The sequence below is a fragment of the Flavilitoribacter nigricans DSM 23189 = NBRC 102662 genome (assembly GCF_002646595.1).
In the GTDB taxonomy this organism is placed as follows: Bacteria; Bacteroidota; Bacteroidia; order Chitinophagales; family Saprospiraceae; genus Flavilitoribacter; species Flavilitoribacter nigricans.
The window spans coordinates 1-18976 of record NZ_PDUD01000056.1; the positions used below are offsets into that span (position 1 = coordinate 1).

Genomic DNA, 18976 nt, shown 5'->3' on the forward strand with positions numbered 1-18976 from the left:
AGTGTTTTGATTTGAGTTGCAAAATCCGCTAAAATCCACGCAAGTGTATGAATAACAGCTACTTAAACAAAAAATCGCAGTTTTTTGAAGGTGAGCCTTTTGTTTTTAGCCCCTTACATCGTTCCTATGTCGTAGCCGTTCATAAGATCGAAGCGTACTCAGCCACTACGGTGGAAGTCAACGGCCGGGCGCTGCCTATTGGGCGGAATTATAAGGAGCTGGTGCTGCGTAGTTTGGGTGACTTGGAGCGGGGGTGATTTGGTGACCAGGTGGAGACTTGGTGAGGGGTTTTTGGCTGGGTATTTTTTTGTTTTCCCGCATCTAGTCCTGCTCAATGGTTGGAGCTGCTATTGCTTCAATTTAGGACATGAAATCACGCTCCAAAAAGTGAGGGCAACGCGCTAAAGATTCGAAACACAAATAAGGAAAAATGCCCAATGTTTAATTTTTCCCCGTCCCCCTTCTCCAAATCTCCCCCTCTCCCCTTCTCCAAGTCATCAACCAGTAAGGGCAGCGAGATAATGACCCAGAACAGCAAAAAGAAAAGCCCAACGCCATTCTCCCGGTCACCCCATCACCCACTCTCCCACTCACCGTGTCACCCCATCTCCGTGTCACCAAGTCACCTACCCTCCCGCATCTCCGCCAGCACTTTTTCAAATTGCACTTTAATCGCCTTCTCCTCCGCCGTCAGGCGTTCATCCGGTATCGGGTTTTCCTCGCGGGGATCTTCGGCGAAATGATAGAACGTTCCGTCCTCGTATAATTTCCAGGCTTTATTCTGTACGTAGGTTCGGGCCGTGAAATTACCCCAACGCGGATCGTAGGAGCAGTAGGTATATTCCCGGACCGGCGCATCCTCGCCCAGCAATTGCGGATAAAAGCTCAGACCGTCCCGCGGATGATCGGCCGGCATCGGTACTCCGGCGGCATCCAGTAGCGTCGGTAAAAAATCAGTGAATTCGATCAGGTTGTCATTTTTTTGCCCGGCAGCGATCCGGCCCGGCCAGTGGGCGATCAGCGGAACGTGGGTCCCCCACTCTTCCGTATAGCCTTTGCGGCCGGGAACCCGCTGCCCGTTCCAGCGGGAAACCACCTTGCGGTCTGTGCCGTTATCCCCGGTGAAGATGATGAGTGTATTTTCAGTCAGACCCAATTCCTCGACCCGATCGACAATCCGGCCAACTTCGTGATCCATATAGGCCATCATATCCCGGAAATAGGTCGTATCATTCGTTCTGGTTTCCGGATCGTAGGCGGTATAATCCGGCGAGTCCGGACTGGGCAGAAAGGGATCGTGCACCAGACACATCGGATAGTAGACGAAGAAGTTGGTATCGCGGTTTTGGGTGATGAAATCATCGAGGTAGTCTACGAATTTATCCGGACCGTAAGCCTCTTCGTAAGTTTCGAGACCGGTGCCGGAGGTTTCCAGTGTGGGCGTTTTGTAGCGAAATCCCCGGTCTTTTACCTGCCAGAGTTTATAGTTATCAAATCCGGCGTCCGTTGGCAAAGTGCCGCCCCGTCCGGCCAGTTCCCGTTGCCGGGCGTTTCCGTACAACTGCCATTTGCCGACGATACAGGTCGTATAGCCGGCATCCCGGAGGATATTGCCAAAGGTTTGTTCTTTCGGGTCGAGCAGGCCGAAACCGATGTAATTTCGAAAGTTGTACTTACCCGTCATGATCTTGATCCGGGAAGGTGTACACAGGGGATTGGCGTAGCAGTGCTGGAACTGCATACCTCCGGCGGCCAGCTGATCCAGCCGGGGTGTAGCGTAATCCTCGCCACCGTAGCTACCTACCGTTTCCATGCCCAGATCGTCCGCCATGATCAGAATGATATTCGGCGGTCGTTCCGCTTTAGTCTCCCGGGTGGTCGCACAGCCGATCAGCAGCAAAAAGCCGGTAAATAGCAGGATGGTATAGATGATTTTCATAAATGGACATTGTCTTTTGTTGGAAAAAGGAAATGGATTACCTTAACGGGATATACGAACGAATCATGGTAAAAATACAATTTGTACGCTTATGCTTTCTCGGTGGGTTAATCGCCTGCAGCCCGAAAACGGCTTCCCATGAAAGTGCTGAAACGAAAACCGAAACTTACCAGCTGGTGTGGTCGGATGAATTTGATACCGACGGCCCACCGAATCCCCAAAACTGGACGTACGAACGGGGATTCACCCGGAATGAAGAATTGCAATGGTACCAGGAAGATAATGCTTTCGTAAAAGATGGGATGCTCATTATCGAAGGAAGGCGGGAAACCCGGCCCAATCCCGACTACCAGGCCGACAGTAATGACTGGCGCACCAACCGGCCGGAGATCAACTATACTTCCTCCTGTGTAACCACTCAGGGCCGACACCAGTGGCGCTACGGCCGTTTTGAAATAAAGGCCAGGATCAAAACCGAAGCCGGCCTCTGGCCCGCCATCTGGACCCTGGGCCTGGGGCACGAATGGCCCGTCAATGGAGAAATCGATATCATGGAGTTTTACGGGGGGAACATCCTCGCCAATGCCGCCTGGGCGGCAGCAGGTCGCTGGCAGGCTGTCTGGGATGATCTGCGCAAACCCGTCAACAGTTTTAATGATCCGGACTGGGACGATCGCTTTCACATCTGGCGGATGGACTGGACCGAAGCGGCCATTAAGATCTATCTGGATGACGAATTGCTCAATACTATAGACCTGGAAGAGACCATCAACCAACGCGGTGCCGTCAAAAATCCGTTTCGGGAAACCGAGCACTACCTGCTGCTCAATCTGGCCATCGGCGGTAAAAACGGCGGAGATCCGTCCGGAACGGCCTTTCCGACCCGCTATGAGATTGATTACGTTCGGGTATATCAGCAATAAATAGCCCAACCCATATTCTATCCCAAAATTGACCATATTATGAAAAATGAAACAACACCATCCGTTCCCCTGATCGACATCAGCGAACTGATCCGTAAAGGCTCCGGTCAGTCGGAAGTAGCCCGACAGATCGGATCCGCCTGTCGGGAATACGGGTTCTTTTACATCGCCGGTCACGGTATTTCCACCGCGCTGCAGGAACAACTGGAAGCGCTGAGCCATGATTTTTTCAATCGCCCGGAATCCGAAAAAATGCGGATCCGTATGGAATTGGGTGGCCGCGCCTGGCGGGGTTACTTCCCCCTGGGAGACGAACTGACCTCCGGCAAACCCGACCTGAAGGAGGGCATCTATTTCGGTGAGGAACTGCCGGAAGAGGATGAACGGGTGCAGGCGAAAATCCCGTTGCACGGAGCCAATCTGTTTCCGGAAGCGCCCGACAGCATGCGGCAAGTAGTACTGGAATACATCCGCCGGCTTACCGAACTGGGCCATCATCTCATGCGGGGCATTGCCCTTAGCCTCGACCTCGACGAGCACTATTTTAGCGATCGCTATACCGCGGATCCCCTGGTGCTCTTTCGTATCTTCCACTATCCCTCCCGGGAAGCACACGCCGGGCTGGATGCCCCCTGGGGCGTGGGAGAACACACGGACTACGGGGTACTGACCATCCTCAAACAGGACCACATCGGCGGGCTGCAGGTCAAGACCCAAGATCAGTGGATCGAGGCGCCCTACATTCCGAATACCTTCGTTTGTAACATTGGGGATATGCTGGACCGGATGACCGGCGGGCGCTATCGCTCCACTCCCCACAGGGTACTGAATCGCACCAGTTCCGGACGCTTCTCCTTTCCCTTCTTCTTCGATCCTAATTTTTCGGTCCGGGTGGAACCCATTGACCTGGAACACCTCGGCCCTTTGCCCGAAAAACACCAGGATCGCTGGGACGGCGCCGATGTACATGCCTTTGAGGGCAGTTACGGAGATTACATTTTGCATAAAGTTTCCAAGGTATTTCCCCAATTGAAAAGGGCGGTGGACTGACAACTGTGGTCTCCCGTTAGACATTTTTAAAAAAAGTTGGCCGCAAGACCTTCGACGAAAAGGGTTTTACATTAAGAAATTTTAAATTTAGGAGGAATAAGCGTTGGTCCGGCCGGATAGCCGGGTGGCACCAACCGCCGGAATTGCCTGCGGGCGAACTTAAATCACTACTGAATTCGACCTTCCGGAGAATTCGAGAACAAATAAGCGTTCATGCGTACTGTGCTACTCCTCGTAATTTTTTTCCTAAGCGGACTATCCAGGACCGATGGGCAAAGCAGTTGGTGTGGTTCCGATCTGAGCCGCCTCTCCGGAAAGCAATGGGAGCAGGCGCGCGCCTTCGCCGAACGGGTACGGCCACCGCTGGAAAAAACAAACAATGTGGATTCGGTAGCCGTCACCGTGCACATCATCAACCCCTCGGGGAATTCCGGCGGTATCGAATTTACGGTGGAGGATGTAGAACGGGAGATCGAAATCACGAACCAGGCATTTGCCGGAGCCGGGATCCTGTTTTTCATTTGCGGTACGCCCCGGATTTTAAACGGTGAGGTCATTTACGATTTCACCAAAGGAGATGCCCTCAACCGATTCTCCTATATTCCCAATACGATCAACATCTATTTTGTCAACGACATCATCACCAACTCCGGCCAGGGGCTCTGCGGCTACGCTCAGTTCCCGTTTGTGGATATTCCGGAAAACCGCTACATCATGATGAACAAGCTCTGCGCTACCGACGGAGCTACCCTGACTCACGAACTCGGTCACTTTTACGGACTTTTTCATACCCACGAGACCCGCTTTGGGCAGGAACTGGTCAACCGCAGCAATTGCGGCAAGGCCGGAGACCAGATGTGCGATACCGCCGCCGATCCCAATCTCGGACGGCCTAATCTGATGTCGGGTTGCAACTACATCGGGGAAGTAAAGGACCAGGATGGCGATGCCTACGATCCTCCCGTTTCCAACTTCATGTCCTACGCCCCCGCCAATTGCCAACACTTCTTTTCCGAGGAACAAAAAAAGCTCATCCATGAGATCCACCAGACGGAAAATGCCTACATCACCCGGAACTGCGATTTTTACCCGGATTTTGCCATTCGGCAGGAGGTCGATTACTTGAAGATCCGATCGGACAGCGATATCAATCTATCTTATGATCTCAGCCAGGTCAACGCCGAGCGGGGCTACAATGTCGTACTCAAGATCCATCTGGCGGACAAGCCCGACGGGATCGGTCTGCTGGTGTACGAAGAGGTGTTGAATTTGCAGCCGGGAAAATCCGTTTTTCCCATTAGTTTCGACCTCAACTTTCCGATCACCCGGGGTACCGGTGTGTATTACCTGAAAGCCGTCATTGACGCCGACAATCAGGTGATCGAGCGAACGGAGCGCAACAACAACGCCCTGACGATCATTGAAGTCGATAACTCCCAGCTGGCCGATGGCCTGATCTTTCCCAATCCGGCCGGTGATGAACTGAAGTTATTCCTGCGCAATGAGCGCGCCCTGCGCCACCTGAACATCCGGATCTTTCGCTACGACGGCCGTCTGGTCTGGGCCGAAGAAAACTACAAAAGTCAGTCGGAGTTTTTCCGCCGGATCGATATCAGCGCCCTGCAGACCGGCTTATACCTCATCGCGGTTGACTTCGAAAAAAGTGAAGATACTTACGCATTCAAATTTTTCAAACAGTAAGTATTGATCGTATATTCGACCGGTAAAACCAGTTTCCCTAAATCTTAAAATCAAATTATGAAAAAGCTATTGCTGCTGCAAATGCTCTTTTTAAGCTTTTTATTTGCGTGTAATACTGAAGTGGAACCGGAGGCGGAAGCGCTGCAATATCCGGAAACTACCAAAGGGGATCACGTCGACACCTACCACGGTGTGGAAGTGGCCGACCCTTACCAGTGGCTGGAAGACGACCTGTCCGAAGAAACGACCGATTGGGTGCAGGCCCAGAACGTCGTGACGGATGGCTATCTGGATAAGATCGATTTCCGGGAGCCGCTCAAAGCCCGCATCGAAGAACTGATGGATTACGAACGTATTTCGGCTCCTTTCGAAGAGGGCGATTACGAATATTTCTATAAAAATGACGGCCTGCAGGACCACAGTGTACTGTACCGCACCCCTCTGAAAGACGAAAATGCCCAGCCGGAAGTTTTCCTGGATCCCAATACGTTTTCGGATGACGGCACGGTCGGCCTCCGCGGTGTATACTTCACTAAAGACGGTTCTCTGGCCGCGTATATGATCACGGAAGGAGGATCGGACTGGCGTAAGGTCATTGTGATCAATACCGGGGATAAAGCAATTATCGGAGACACGTTGGTGGATGTCAAATTCAGCGGTTTGTCCTGGATGGGCAATGAAGGTTTTTACTACAGCAGTTACGACAACCCGAAAGAGACCAGTGAATTGTCGGCCAAAACCCAGCACCACGAATTGTATTATCATCAGTTGAATACTCCGCAATCCGAGGACGAACTGATCTACGGCGGTGCCAAACAACCGAACCGCTACATCGGAGGTACCGTTACCGAAGACGGTAATTATCTGGTGGTAACCGGCGCGCAGAATACCAGCGGTGCCCAGGTTTACGTCAAGGACCTCCGGAAAGCAAATAGCCCGTTCATCCAGCTGCAGGACGATTATTTTGCTCGTTTCAGCTATGTCGAAAACGAGGGAGACGACTTCTATTTCAACACCAACATCGACGCACCGAATTACCGGCTGGTCAAAGTCAATATCCAGCAGCCGGAAAAAACCAACTGGGAGGACGTCATTCCCGAAACCGAAAATGTGCTGCGCGTGAATTCAGGTGGCGGGAAATTTTTCGCCAATTACCTGGTAGATGCCAAAACGGCGATCAAGCAATTTGACATGACTGGGAAACTGGAACGCGACGTTCAGTTGCCGGGCATCGGATCGGCCGGTGGTTTCGGCGCCAAAAAAGACGATACCCACCTTTACTATTCCTTCACATCGTTCACCTATCCGAGTACGATCTACCGCTACAATATTGCCACCGGCGAATCGGAAATGTACCGCCAGGCCGAGGTGGATTTCAATCCGGACGACTACGAGACCAAGCAGGTCTTTTATAACAGTAAGGACGGCACGCGGGTGCCCATGTTCATCGTGCACAAAAAAGGCCTGAAGATGGATGGTACCAACCCCACCTATCTATACGCCTATGGCGGTTTCAACATCAGCCTGACGCCGAGTTTTAGCGCATCCCGTATCGTATGGCTGGAAAACGGCGGCATTTACGCCCAGCCCAATATCCGCGGCGGCGGTGAATACGGTGAAAAATGGCACAAGGCCGGCACCCAGATGAACAAACAGAATGTGTTTGACGACTTTATCGCAGCCGGAGAGTATCTGATCCAGGAAGGATATACGTCGAGTGATTACCTCGCTATTTCGGGTGGTTCCAACGGTGGACTGCTGGTAGGTGCCACCATGGCCCAGCGGCCTGATCTGGCGAAAGTAGCCCTGCCGGCAGTAGGGGTAATGGACATGCTGAAGTACCATACTTTTACAGCCGGTGCCGGTTGGGCGGCTGACTATGGTACCGCGGAAGATTCGCCCGAGATGTTTGAGTACCTGAAGGGATACTCGCCTTACCATAGTCTGAAAGAGGGTGTGGCTTATCCCGCTACCATGGTCACCACCGCCGATCACGATGACCGCGTGGTTCCGGCCCACTCTTTCAAGTTTGCGGCCCGCCTGCAGGAAGCGCATGTTGGAGCTAATCCCGTGCTGATCCGAATCGAAACCAAGGCCGGGCACGGTTCGGTATCCACCAAACAGGGTATCGAACTGGCGGCCGATCGCTATGCGTTCGTTTGGCACAATATGGGGATTGAGCCCACCTTTGCCAAAGAGGTGCCGAATTAATTCGGCTTAAATACCGCAATAAAAAACGCTCTTCGGAAGCACATGGCCCGAAGAGCGTTTCTTATTTTTTACCGGTTCGGATACTCCGAACACCAGTCAGATTACGGACGGATCACTTTGGGTTCTCCTTCCTCGTTCAACTTGACGATCTCGTAACCCAGTTCTTCCAACTGCTTAAGGTTGGAAGCTTCATCACCTACCACCAGGATGTACATTTTTTCGTAATCCAGGTATTTTTTGGCGAGGTTATCGATCTCCTTTTTAGAGATGGATTCGATGATCTCGGTTTGCTTATCAACGAATGATTTGTCCAGATCGTAATGGATGATCCTTCTCAGGAAGCTGGCCTTTTGGCCGGGCGTTTCGTAGCTCCGGGCATCACGCTGACCAACGGCCTTACGCATAAATGCCAGTTCCTCTTCGCTAATTCCCTCTTTCTGGTACTCCTTGATTTCCTTCATAAATTCGTTAACCGCTCCGGCGGTAGCATCGGCTTTTACCCCGGCGGTGGCCACGTAGGCGATCGGATCTTCGGGATCGTCGAATGCGAAATAAGAGCGAGCTCCGTAGGTCCAGCCTTTATCTTCGCGCAGGTTCAGGTTGATCCGGCTGTTGAAAGCACCACCCAGCGGGAAGTTCATCAGGTAGGATTTGAAGTAATCTCCGGTCAGATCGTAATCCAGATCGGTCAGGTAACCGATACGGATCTGGGACTGTGGAGCATCTGTTTTATCCACCAGATACAACTTGGTTTTGTCGGCCTTTTTGGTCTTCGGCAATTCGGGGATCTCCACGTCTTTGCCTTCCCATGATTTCAGGAAATCGAGTTTGGGCATGATCTCATCTTTAGAAATATCACCAACGATCACCAGTTCCGCAACGGCCGGTGAATAGTACTCAGCGTAGAAGGCTTTTACATCGTCCAGGCTGATATTGTTGACGGTTTCTTCCTCACCGCTGCCCGGTACCGCGTAAACGTGACCCTTACCGTAGAGCAGTTTCTGGAAGATCTGGCTGGCGGTAGCCGCCGGATCCTTCAGCTGGGCCTGGATACCTTCCAGTTGCTGTTTTTTCAGACGTTCGAAATCATCTTCGTTGAAAGCCGGGTGCATGATGATCTCTTCGGCCAGTTCCAGCGTACGGTCCAGGTGTTTGACCAGGGTGGAAATGTACACGCTGGTGCTGGTCTGACCACTACCGACACTGATGCGGCTACCGATCTTTCTCAGTTCTTCCTGGATCTCTTCGGAAGTGAAGTTCTCCGTAGCTTCGTTCATCAGACTTGCGGTCAGGGAAGCCACACCGGCCTTAGACAAGTCCTTGGCTTCGAGTTTGTGCCCGCCGTTCAGCGTCAGTTGCAGGGTGATAGTCGGGATCTCGTCCGATTCCGTACCGATCACTTTGATACCGTTTTCGAATTTGTCTTCCCAGAAATCCGGAACTTTTACAACCGGATTGTCACCCAGTCCCGGACGGGCGCTGCGATCGAACTGGTCACCCTCCGGGCGCTTGTATTCCAGTCCGGAATAATCCGTAGTCGGATACTCGCTTTTGCCTTCGGTTGGGATCTCGTAGTTATCCGGTTGGGCCGGAGCGGTTTCTTCGTTCGGTACAACGCTGAGGACAACCGCCGGTTTCCCTTTGATGTATTTTTCGAATACCCGCATCACATCTTCCTTGGTGATATTCAGGTAGCGATCGAGGTCAAATTTGATGGCATCGGGATCACCGTAGAAAGTCTCGTAACTGGCCAGTTGGGAAACTTTACCGCTAACACTGGACAAGCTGTTGATGGTACTGGCTTCCTGGTTGGCCTTGAACTTCTGGATATCATCATCCGTTACGCCATTCTTGGCAAATTCTTCGAGGATGTTACGTACTTCTTTCTCGAAATCGGAAAGGGTCTGTCCGGGGAAAGGCAACACGAACATGCTGAACTCACCGGCCAGTTCACTCGCCGGGTGCGAAGCGGAAGCACTGATAGCCTTTTGCGTTTGTACGAAGTTCTTGTACAGGTAAGAGCTTTTTCCGCTACCCAGGATCTCCGCCAGACAGTCCAGAGGGGCTTCGTCCGGGTGGAATCTCGGCACCGTCGGGTACGAGAAGATCACAGCCGGGAAACGGATCTTGTCATCCACGTAGGAAACGTAGCGATCGGATTCCAGTACGGGCGGCGTCAGCTTCAGGGGATCCACCTGCGGTCCGCTGGGGATCACACCGAAATATTTTTCTACCAGTTTCACTACTTCTTTCGGCTCTACGTCACCACCGATGGTCAGCGTAGCGTTGTTGGGGCCGTACCATCTCATGAAGAAACTTTTCAGGTCTTCCACATCTACCCGGTCCAGATCTTCCAGCTTACCGATAGTCAGCCAGGAATAAGGGTGACCGTAAGGGTACATGGCGGCAGCCTGCAGTTCGCGGTAGCGACCGTAGGGACGGTTATCGTAGTTCTGTCCTTTTTCGTTCTTCACCGTAGCGCGCTGCACTTCAAATTTCTCCTGGGTAACTGCATCCAGGAAAAAGCCCATCCGGTCGGATTCCAGCCAAAGTGCGGTTTCCAACTGGTTGGAGGGAAGCGTTTCAAAATAATTGGTGCGATCGCGGTTGGTGGTACCGTTCAGGGTACCGCCGGATTCGGTAACGATCTTGAAGTGTTCTTCGTCGGCAACGTTTTCGGAACCCTGGAACATCATGTGCTCAAAAAAGTGAGCAAAGCCTGACTTCTGGAGTTCTTCCCGAGCGGAGCCAACGTGGTAGGTAACGTCAACGTGGACTATAGGATCAGAGTGATCTTCGTGGATGATCAGCGTAAGACCATTCTCCAGTTCGTACTTCTCGTACGGGATAACGATCTCATCACCCGTTTTTGTGACCTTTTCGATCAGTTTGGTCTGACACCAAACGGAAGTCGAAACAAGGAGCGCAAATAATAAGAGCAAGTTTTTCATAATGAAATAATGAAGTGTTTTATTAAAAAAACCTAAATTCTAAAAGGAAAATTACTAAAGTTGTTAGAGATAAAACGAGAAAAATCGGAGATTATTTAGGATTTAATATTTTCCCGACAATACCTGCCTTTCGGCCAAAAAATAAGCCCGACTCATCTATGTTTTGTTCTTTTTGGTCGGTTTTTCTTGTTACTTTCATGCACCAAAACCGCAACAAAAAACCGCTTTAATGTTTGACCGGCGGTGATAGGAACCTGTTATGAACAAGACGAAAACACGATCCCGGCTACCGGGAGACCATTTTATACCAGCTGTTTACCAAAAGATCTTACTGCTCATTTGCCTGCTTGCTGCGGCCGTTCCCGACGGCCACGCCCAGACTGCCCGGCAGCCGGATACGGCCCGCATGGTCTGGGCGGCCGGCGAACCGGGCGAACGCCTGCAGGTCGCTTACTTTCGTACTTCTTTCGTCAGTGATGGCGAAGCCATCAGCGCCGAACTACACCTCTTTGCCGATAGTCGCTACCATCTGCTGGTCAACGGGCAGTTTGTAAATTTCGGCCCAGCCCGATTCTATCCGGAGCACCCGGAATACGATACTTACGATCTTCGTCCGTATCTCCGTACGGGAGAGAATGTAATTGCCGTAAAGGTGCTTTCCAACGGTACGGCCAATTTTCAGCTGCGCAACGGTCCGCCGGCATTCATTGCCTGGGGCCGTGTTGAGTGGCCAAACGGAACGCACCGCCTGGAAACACCCGGTAGCTGGCTGACCTACCGCAGCCGGGCTTACGATGCCTTTGCTCCACGTATGAATTTTGCCCTTGCCCCGATGGAAGTGTACGATGCCCGTGCCGACCGGGAGATCCGCGGCTGGGAATGGCCGGGATATACCGTAAGCCCGATTTGGCAACCGGCCGTACCGGTCGCCGATCCGCAATATTGGGGAGAGCTTACGCCCAGAAGTATCCCGCACCTCACTCAGGAAGAGACCCGGCCCTACCAGTTGCTGGGCGTGTATCCCTGGGCAACGGACGAGCAACTCTACGGGTTTCAGGTGCGTAAAAGGGACGAAAGTTGGGAACATTTTCGGGAATCCGTCCCCTTTCTTGGCTATACTTATGTCTATTCCCCGGAGGAACAGGATGTCGAAGTCGGCATCTGGTGGGGCGAGCACTATCTGAACGGCGAGGGACCGATCGAACAGACGGAGGCGGGACGGGAACGACCGCACCGGCAACAGGCGATTTTCCACCTAAAAAAAGGCTGGAACTATTTGTTTGTCCGCCGCAATTCCTTTTTTGGTAAATGGGCGTTCCAACTGGCATTGCCCAGGGAAGCCGGGCTCCAGCTTTCCCCTGATCGAATACTGGACGATCCGGTATTTTTCCGAACTACACCTCCCTTTTACGGCGAAGCAGCCGAAACGGTTAAAGTCCTCGATCTGCGGCAAACTGATCTTCACCGGCTACTGGAATACCGATGGGAGGAACAAAGTAATAACAACGGTAATCCGGCCATCGAAATGGCCTGGAGATACATCGAGCCGGAGCGGGCGCTGGAAATTCCGGACTGGCAGATCGATGAAATTGATATCCCGGCTCAGCAGGGAACCGCCTTGCTTTTCGATTTCCGCTACAAAAGACTGGGGCGTATCATTATTGAATATGATGCTCCCGCCGGTACCGTGCTGGACGTCGCTTTTACCGAAGACCTCGTCGCCGGCCAGGCCAACGTGATGAAGCGCAACGGACTTTATATGGTAAACCGGCATATTGCCGCCGGCGGCAGTGGCCGGATAGAGACCTTCCGCCCGTACGGACTGCGGTACCTACAGGTGAACGTACACGGGCATACCGGTCCGGTCCGGATCAAAAAAGTACGGGTGTTGCACCAGGTTTATCCATTTGAGCAGGTAGGCCGTTTCAACTGCTCGGATCCCTTACTCGATAAGATCTGGGAAATGGGCTGGCGGACGCTCCGGGTCTGTGCCGAGGACAGTTATACGGACACGCCCTACCGGGAGCGGGGCCTTTATGCCGGTGATATGTTGCCCCAGATGGCCGTCACACTGGCGGGTAGCGGCGACCTGCGCCTGGTGAGACGATCCATCGAATTGTTCCAGGATATGTACGCCGATCTGTTCTACGAGAATACGCCCAAACATCCGGATGAGATCGCTTTGCTGGAGGATTATCCCCTGCTTACCCTGGAAGCGCTGAGCTGGTATGTAGACCGGACCGGTGATCTGGAATTCGCCGAAAGACTGTTTCCCAACTACGAAAAGTTACTGAAGGATGCCCTCGACCGACGTGCCGAGAACGGACTAGTACACAATGAACGGGTATTCATCGAATGGACACAGATCCAGAAATCGGATGTCACCAATACTGCCTACCAGTCGATACTGGCCCGGTCCTGTCGGCTGCTGGCACGCCTGGCTACCCAGCTCCGTCGTCTCGATAAAGCGACCTATTTCCAGACGGAATACGAAAATCTGAGCGAACAGATCCGGCAACACCTCTGGGACAAGGGTCGGGGCCTGTACACCGACGGCCTTCAGGCCGGAGCACCGATCGATCATTTCTACCCGATCTCATCGGTCTGGCCGTTCCACGCCGGGATTACCACCGCGGAACAGGAAAAAACAATTTTCCCTTATATTGACCGGGAGTTAGAGGACATCGGTAGTGTCAGCCGGCGGAAAAAGATCACGCCTTACGGCTCATTCTACGTGCTGGGGGCTCTGTACAAAAAGGAAATGGCGGAAACGGCCGAAGCCTTTATCCGCAAGCACTGGGGAGAAATGGTCTACAAGGGGGATGACACCACCTGGGAAAATTTCGACAATACGAGTTTCGGCACCCTGAGTCACGCCTGGAGCGCCGCTCCAACTTATTACCTGACTACCCAGATACTCGGTGTAGAACTGGGCTGGCCTACCCCAACCGATCCGGATCAGTTGTTGATCGCCCCGCAGTCCGCCACCGTCAACTGGGCGTCCGGCACCGTACCGCATCCCCGGGGTCCTATTGATATCAGCTGGGAAGTCCGCGGCAGTCATCTCTGGCTGGAATGCCAGGTGCCGGAGGGGATCAAATGGGCGGTAGCTCCCCGGGGCCGACTGGCGGAACTGGAACTCTGGGTCAACGGCGAAAAGTACCTGAGATCCAATCACTAAGAACATTCAACAAAACGAAAACATATGAAACGAAGAGAATTTGTCAAGAACACCGGGATCACCTTGTCCGCGCTCCCGCTCATGCCGGCCCTTTCCAAAGTAAAAAACTACAAGCTGGCCCTCATCGGCTGCGGCTGGTGGGGCAACAATATTCTGGGCGAAGCCATGGCCTACGGGGAGTGCAAGGTGGTAGGCCTCTGTGATGTGGACCAATCCGCACTGGACCGTACCAACGAACGGGTCAAAACCCTGAAAGGCGACAAACCGAAACTGTATAAAGATTTCCGCGAATTGCTCGCGACCGAAAAGCCGGAGATCGTCATCGTGGCCACGCCGGATCACTGGCACGCTCTGACCGCCATTGCTGCGATCAAACAGGGCGCGCATGTTTACGTGGAAAAACCGATCGGGCACACCATCGGAGAAGGTCAGGCCATTCTTAAAAACGCCCGGGACCACGGAAAAACCGTGCAGGTAGGTACGCACCGCCGGGTATCACCGCACAATATTTCGGGTCTGGAATTCCTGCGTTCCGGCAAAGTCGGCAAAGTGAGTCAGGTGAAGTGCTTCGTCAATTACGGCCAGGGGCCCGGCGAAGCCCAGCCGGATCAGGAGGCACCCGCAGGGCTGGATTGGGATATGTACGTCGGACCCGCTGCGGAAACCGCCTACAATCCGAAGATCCACCCCCGGGGATTCCGGCAATTCCTCAATTTTGCCAACGGCACCATGGGCGACTGGGGGATCCACTGGTTCGATCAGGTTCTGTGGTGGACGGAAGAACGCTTTCCCAAGCGGATCTTTTCTTCCGGCGATCGCTTCGTGAAACAGGATAATACCAACGCTCCGGATACCCAGCTGGCTACCTTTGAGTTCGAAGATTTTGTAATGAATTGGGAGAACCGTGCCTGCGCTCCCACCGGTTATCTCGATCATAATGTCGGGGCCATGTTCTACGGTACGGAAGGTACCTTCCATATGGGCTGGCAGGATGGCTGGACGTTCTATCCCCGCAATAAAAACGCCGAGGTCATTAATGTGAAGCCTCAGTTAAACGAACCGGACCAGCAGAATATCAAGGAATTGTGGGCAGACTTCCGAAAATCGATCGAAGACGGCACCCGACCGGTCTGTGATATTCTGCACGGCCACCTGGCCACCAATATCAGCCTGTTGGGTATGATCTCCTACAAGCTCGGGCGGAGTATCGAGTGGGACGGAGATAAAGAGGTGATCCTGAACGATCCGGAAGCCAACAAGCTGCTCACCCGAAAATACCGGGGTGAATGGGAATATCCGGTCTGATAATCGGAATCTGTATTAGGAATCTCCGGCTCCGGCCGAAAAGCCGACCATTGTCTTAAAACTTAAAACACTTGATCATGCAAAGCAAACGTCGTCAATTTATTCAAACTTCCGGCTGGATCGCTGCCGGTGGTCTGCTGCTGCCCCACTGGGCCTGTAACATCCAGACCGCTACCGATAGTAGCGAAACGGAAGAGCAGAGCGAATCTATGGAGCCGACCACTCCCGATATAGCCCGTTTCGGTATTCAGCTCTATACCCTGCGGGATGTTTTCCCCCAGGACCCGAAAGGAGTACTGAAACAGATCGCCGATATGGGGTACACCCAGATCGAGGGTTACGAAGGCGATCAGGGTATTTTCTGGGGCATGGGCCACACGGAATGGAAAAATTACCTGGACAGCCTGGGACTTACCATGGTATCCACCCACTGCAATATCAACGAAAACTTTGCGGAGAAGGCAGCCCAAGCCGGAGAGATCGGCATGAAGTACCTGATCTCACCCTGGGAAGGCCCGCAGGAATCGATCGATGATTTTAAAAAGATCGCCGAGAAGTTCAACGAGAAAGGGGCCATCTGCAAAGAGAACGGCCTGCGTTTTGCCTACCACAACCACGGCTACTCCTTCAAAGAACTGGACGGCCAGATGCCCCAGGACGTGATGATGGACAATACCGACCCCGCCACGGTAGATTACGAAATGGACATCTACTGGGTGGTCACCGGCGGAGCCGATCCGATCGCTTATCTCAATAAATACCCGGACCGCTGGCGCCTATGCCACGTCAAAGACCGGGAGAAAGGCATCGGAGCGGATGTACGGGACGCTTCAGTGGATCTGGGCACCGGCCAGATCGATTTCCCGAAGATCCTGAAAGTAGCGGCGGAGAAAAAAATGGAATATTACATCGTAGAGCAGGAACGCTACGAGGATTCCACCCCGATCGAGAGTGCCCGGGCGGATGCAGAATACATGAAGAATTTCAAATTCGCCTCCTAATCCCTGACACCTCGCTCCTGCCCCCTCAAATCTCACACCAAACGTCCAGACCGAGTTCCGTGTAATCTACTGGATACTTTTTTTCAAAATGGGAGACTGGAAGACTAGGAGATGGGGAGACTTAGAGAACAAGCAAATGCCCTTCTCCAAGTCTCCTGGTCACCCCGTCTCGCTTATTTTGTCCAGTAGTAGGTCATGTCAATAAACCGCTCTCCGGATCGCCTCCTTTCTAAGAATGTCCGGCAACTCCCCGCGGTATCGGTGTAATTCCTGCACAAACAGCGTATCAACCTGGTCCGGATAATCCCGAAGGTCCATGATAAAATTGTCGTCACTCATGCCGGAATGCAACTGGCCTTTTACAAAAGTAATTTGGTAAAAAAGCGCATTGTAGCGGCCGGCGGGAACCATCTGATCCCGCAGATTGAATGTATAGGTAGCGGTATCTCCCTTGTGGGTAGTACTCATCAACGGAATGGAAACGGTGAGAAACGGAGCTTTGCGCAAAGTATCACCGTTCTGGTTGACTAAAAACACCTCTTTTGCGGAGGAGGACAGGGCATTGAATCGGTAGATGTACCAGTAGGCTCGGGCGTAGAGGCTATCCCTGGAGCGGGAAACCCGAAAGGGTGGCAGCGATAAGGTATCCGAAAGCTCCGGTGTCGGATGTTCTTTTCCTTTACCGGAGCTTTCGGGAGGATCACCGCAACTCCAACTACCCAAAATCAGGAGCACCACAGGAAGTTGCGATATTTTCATGATAATCAGGTACCGTTCCCGCAATCCTGCATCTTCAGGATCCCGGTCGTTGATCAATATTTTACTATCCGCCAGCTTTTGCTTTGCCCTTCGGCACCGATCCGTATCAGGTACATACCGGCCGGCAATTCGGACAGTTCCCATTCCCGGGTCTGCTCACCCGCATTCAATCGCCAGTTTTCCTCCTGCAGTTGCTGTCCAGTTACCGTATGCAGACTTACCGTTACCGGCAGTGCGCGGTCAGTTTGGATGGACCAACGTAAAGGTCCGCGGGTAGGATTGGGAAATAGTTGCACCGCCGTAACGCCCTCGGGTAATCTGTCCACTACCGGTGATACACAGTTGGGATATAGCGGATCGTAGGTCATAGCCTGCGAATACGAAGCCGAACAGCCGGTGGCCAGATCCACCACCTCGATGGTATAAGTTGCGGAAGCATCGATACAGTAAGTTGTTTCGGCGAACCCTTCCAACAGAACGCCGTCCTGATACCAGCGAATTTCAGCGCTCGCCGGGAGTATCCCCGGATCGAAAAGGCTCAGTTCGTTGTTATCGTTAACAAAAAGTACCGACTCCGGCAATTCGCCGAAACTAAGGCTCAGCGGTTCGGATTCGGCAATACAACCATCCGGGGAAGTGTAAACGACCCAGTAATTACCATTGACCATAATGGCCAGGGAATCATCGGTGGCATTCAGCAGCGGAACACTATCGCGGTACCACTGGATATTTTCGGAATAACTCGCGATCAGCAGAACCGTATCTCCTATACATAAGGGCGAGGGCCCTGCTTCCGTGATCAGCGGCGGATCCGGCTGGTCGTAAACGAATACCGTATCGGTTGAGCTGACGGTATCTACCGGATGTAATATTTCCAGTCGCAAGGCCAGGCTGCCGTCCGATAAATTGCCGGAAGTATTGCGGTTGAAGATAACGTTTCCGCACTGATCATCCGCTCCGCCCAGGCCGCTGTCATCGTCCGTAATGGCGATCACATAGTTGCCGGTATCCAGCGGAATATTCATTTCGAAGGTTACCGGGGTGGAAGCATTTTGTACAATATCGGATACATAGAAAAGCACTCCGTCCGGGTTGATGACGTTTACCTTTAGGTCGGGTCTACCGCCCAGCAGATCGTTACAACCAACGGTCGTGACGTTTACCTTTGTCAGAAAATACCCCGTCGTATCGATTAGAGCCTGGTAGGAAACCGGATAATTGCCGGGCATATCATACAGCTGAAAGTCGGGATTTTCCTCCATAGAAACGTTTCCGTTGCCGAAATCCCAGCGGTAACTGTAGCCGGCCCGACCGTTGGAAGGCACATTATTCTCGAAGGTCACCGCTACCGCTCCGCAACCGGAATTATTGATCATGTTGAACCCGTCGGTCGTACTTTCCGCCGGCAGGATCAGGATCGGGATCGTAACATTGGCCGTCTGGTCAATGATCACCACGCGGGCCGTGATGGTCACATCCACCAGATAGAGGCCGGGCTGGAGTGGCGTACCGCAAAAGCGGACACAGCCGTCGGTCTGTTCTTCGGTATCAAATTCCATCTGGCTGGCTTCCCAACTCAAACCCGGCGGCACATTGGACACGCCGCTGATGGTGATTTTTGAAATACCCAGCCCGGAAGGAATATCGGGATCGACGGCGGCTACCGGAGTAGTCGTTTTGGGCAGTCGAAAGCTGACGTCACCTTCGTAATATACCCCCGCCTGTCCGTCCGGAGCAGCGGTAAGAAATATAGTATCCAGCCCAAGGGTATCCGGCAGGCTGACCGCACATCCCGGGCATCCGGACTGGCTGTAAGCGGTAAAGAACAGTAAATTCAGAAAAGTAAAGATTAGTAGTTTTCTCATCATAATTGGAGTTTGTCTGGTTCGGGGCGTGGAGATCAGGGTGTGGAGTATGGACAGATCAAGTTCGAGTGTGCAGGCCTTTACGCCAAT

At 52.7% G+C, this 18976-nt stretch carries 12 protein-coding genes; 8 read left to right on the forward strand and 4 right to left on the reverse strand.

The window, feature by feature from the left end; genetic code table 11:
* Positions 1–47: 47 nt before the first annotated feature.
* Positions 48–257, forward strand: a complete 210-nt coding sequence (locus CRP01_RS37325) for a hypothetical protein (protein WP_099155205.1) — start codon at positions 48–50, stop codon at positions 255–257.
* A gap of 365 nt (positions 258–622) precedes the next feature.
* Here CRP01_RS37325 and CRP01_RS37330 read toward each other — a convergent pair whose 3' ends face one another.
* Positions 623–1939 carry a sulfatase-like hydrolase/transferase gene (locus CRP01_RS37330; protein WP_099155206.1) on the reverse strand — a complete coding sequence of 439 codons (1317 nt, stop codon included), beginning with the start codon at positions 1937–1939 and terminating at the stop codon, positions 623–625.
* Positions 1940–2004: 65 nt separating this feature from the next.
* On the opposite strand from CRP01_RS37330, the gene CRP01_RS37335 reads away from it, so the two are divergent.
* From CRP01_RS37335 to CRP01_RS37350, 4 genes are all read left to right on the forward strand, one after another.
* Positions 2005–2862 carry a glycoside hydrolase family 16 protein gene (locus tag CRP01_RS37335; RefSeq protein ID WP_099155264.1) on the forward strand — a complete coding sequence of 286 codons (858 nt, stop codon included), beginning with the start codon at positions 2005–2007 and terminating at the stop codon, positions 2860–2862.
* A 39-nt stretch (positions 2863–2901) separates the two neighbouring features.
* Positions 2902–3912, forward strand: a complete 1011-nt coding sequence (locus CRP01_RS37340; protein WP_099155207.1) for an isopenicillin N synthase family dioxygenase — start codon at positions 2902–2904, stop codon at positions 3910–3912.
* Between the two features lie 213 nt (positions 3913–4125).
* A complete protein-coding gene (locus CRP01_RS37345; RefSeq protein ID WP_099155208.1) occupies positions 4126–5613 on the forward strand; it encodes a T9SS type A sorting domain-containing protein in 1488 nt (495 codons plus the stop codon).
* Positions 5614–5670: 57 nt separating this feature from the next.
* Positions 5671–7824 carry a prolyl oligopeptidase family serine peptidase gene (locus CRP01_RS37350; protein WP_099155209.1) on the forward strand — a complete coding sequence of 718 codons (2154 nt, stop codon included), beginning with the start codon at positions 5671–5673 and terminating at the stop codon, positions 7822–7824.
* A 101-nt stretch (positions 7825–7925) separates the two neighbouring features.
* On the opposite strand, the gene CRP01_RS37355 is transcribed toward CRP01_RS37350, so the two are convergent.
* Positions 7926–10775 carry a M16 family metallopeptidase gene (locus tag CRP01_RS37355; protein WP_099155210.1) on the reverse strand — a complete coding sequence of 950 codons (2850 nt, stop codon included), beginning with the start codon at positions 10773–10775 and terminating at the stop codon, positions 7926–7928.
* A gap of 259 nt (positions 10776–11034) precedes the next feature.
* Here CRP01_RS37355 and CRP01_RS37360 point away from each other — a divergent pair, with 259 nt between their 5' ends.
* From CRP01_RS37360 to CRP01_RS37370, 3 genes are all read left to right on the forward strand, one after another.
* Entirely contained in the window at positions 11035–13956 is a 2922-nt protein-coding gene (locus CRP01_RS37360; protein ID WP_099155211.1) for an alpha-L-rhamnosidase-related protein, read from the forward strand.
* Between the two features lie 24 nt (positions 13957–13980).
* Positions 13981–15261 carry a Gfo/Idh/MocA family protein gene (locus tag CRP01_RS37365; protein WP_099155212.1) on the forward strand — a complete coding sequence of 427 codons (1281 nt, stop codon included), beginning with the start codon at positions 13981–13983 and terminating at the stop codon, positions 15259–15261.
* A 77-nt stretch (positions 15262–15338) separates the two neighbouring features.
* Entirely contained in the window at positions 15339–16262 is a 924-nt protein-coding gene (locus tag CRP01_RS37370) for a sugar phosphate isomerase/epimerase family protein (protein WP_222845911.1), read from the forward strand.
* 198 nt (positions 16263–16460) lie between these two features.
* On the opposite strand, the gene CRP01_RS37375 is transcribed toward CRP01_RS37370, so the two are convergent.
* Both CRP01_RS37375 and CRP01_RS37380 read right to left on the reverse strand, forming a co-directional pair.
* A complete protein-coding gene (locus tag CRP01_RS37375; protein WP_170110715.1) occupies positions 16461–17021 on the reverse strand; it encodes a hypothetical protein in 561 nt (186 codons plus the stop codon).
* 53 nt (positions 17022–17074) lie between these two features.
* The gene (locus CRP01_RS37380) at positions 17075–18889 is read right to left on the reverse strand and encodes a T9SS type A sorting domain-containing protein (protein WP_099155214.1); all 1815 of its coding nucleotides are present in this window, start codon (positions 18887–18889) and stop codon (positions 17075–17077) included.
* Between the last annotated feature and the right edge of the window lie 87 nt (positions 18890–18976).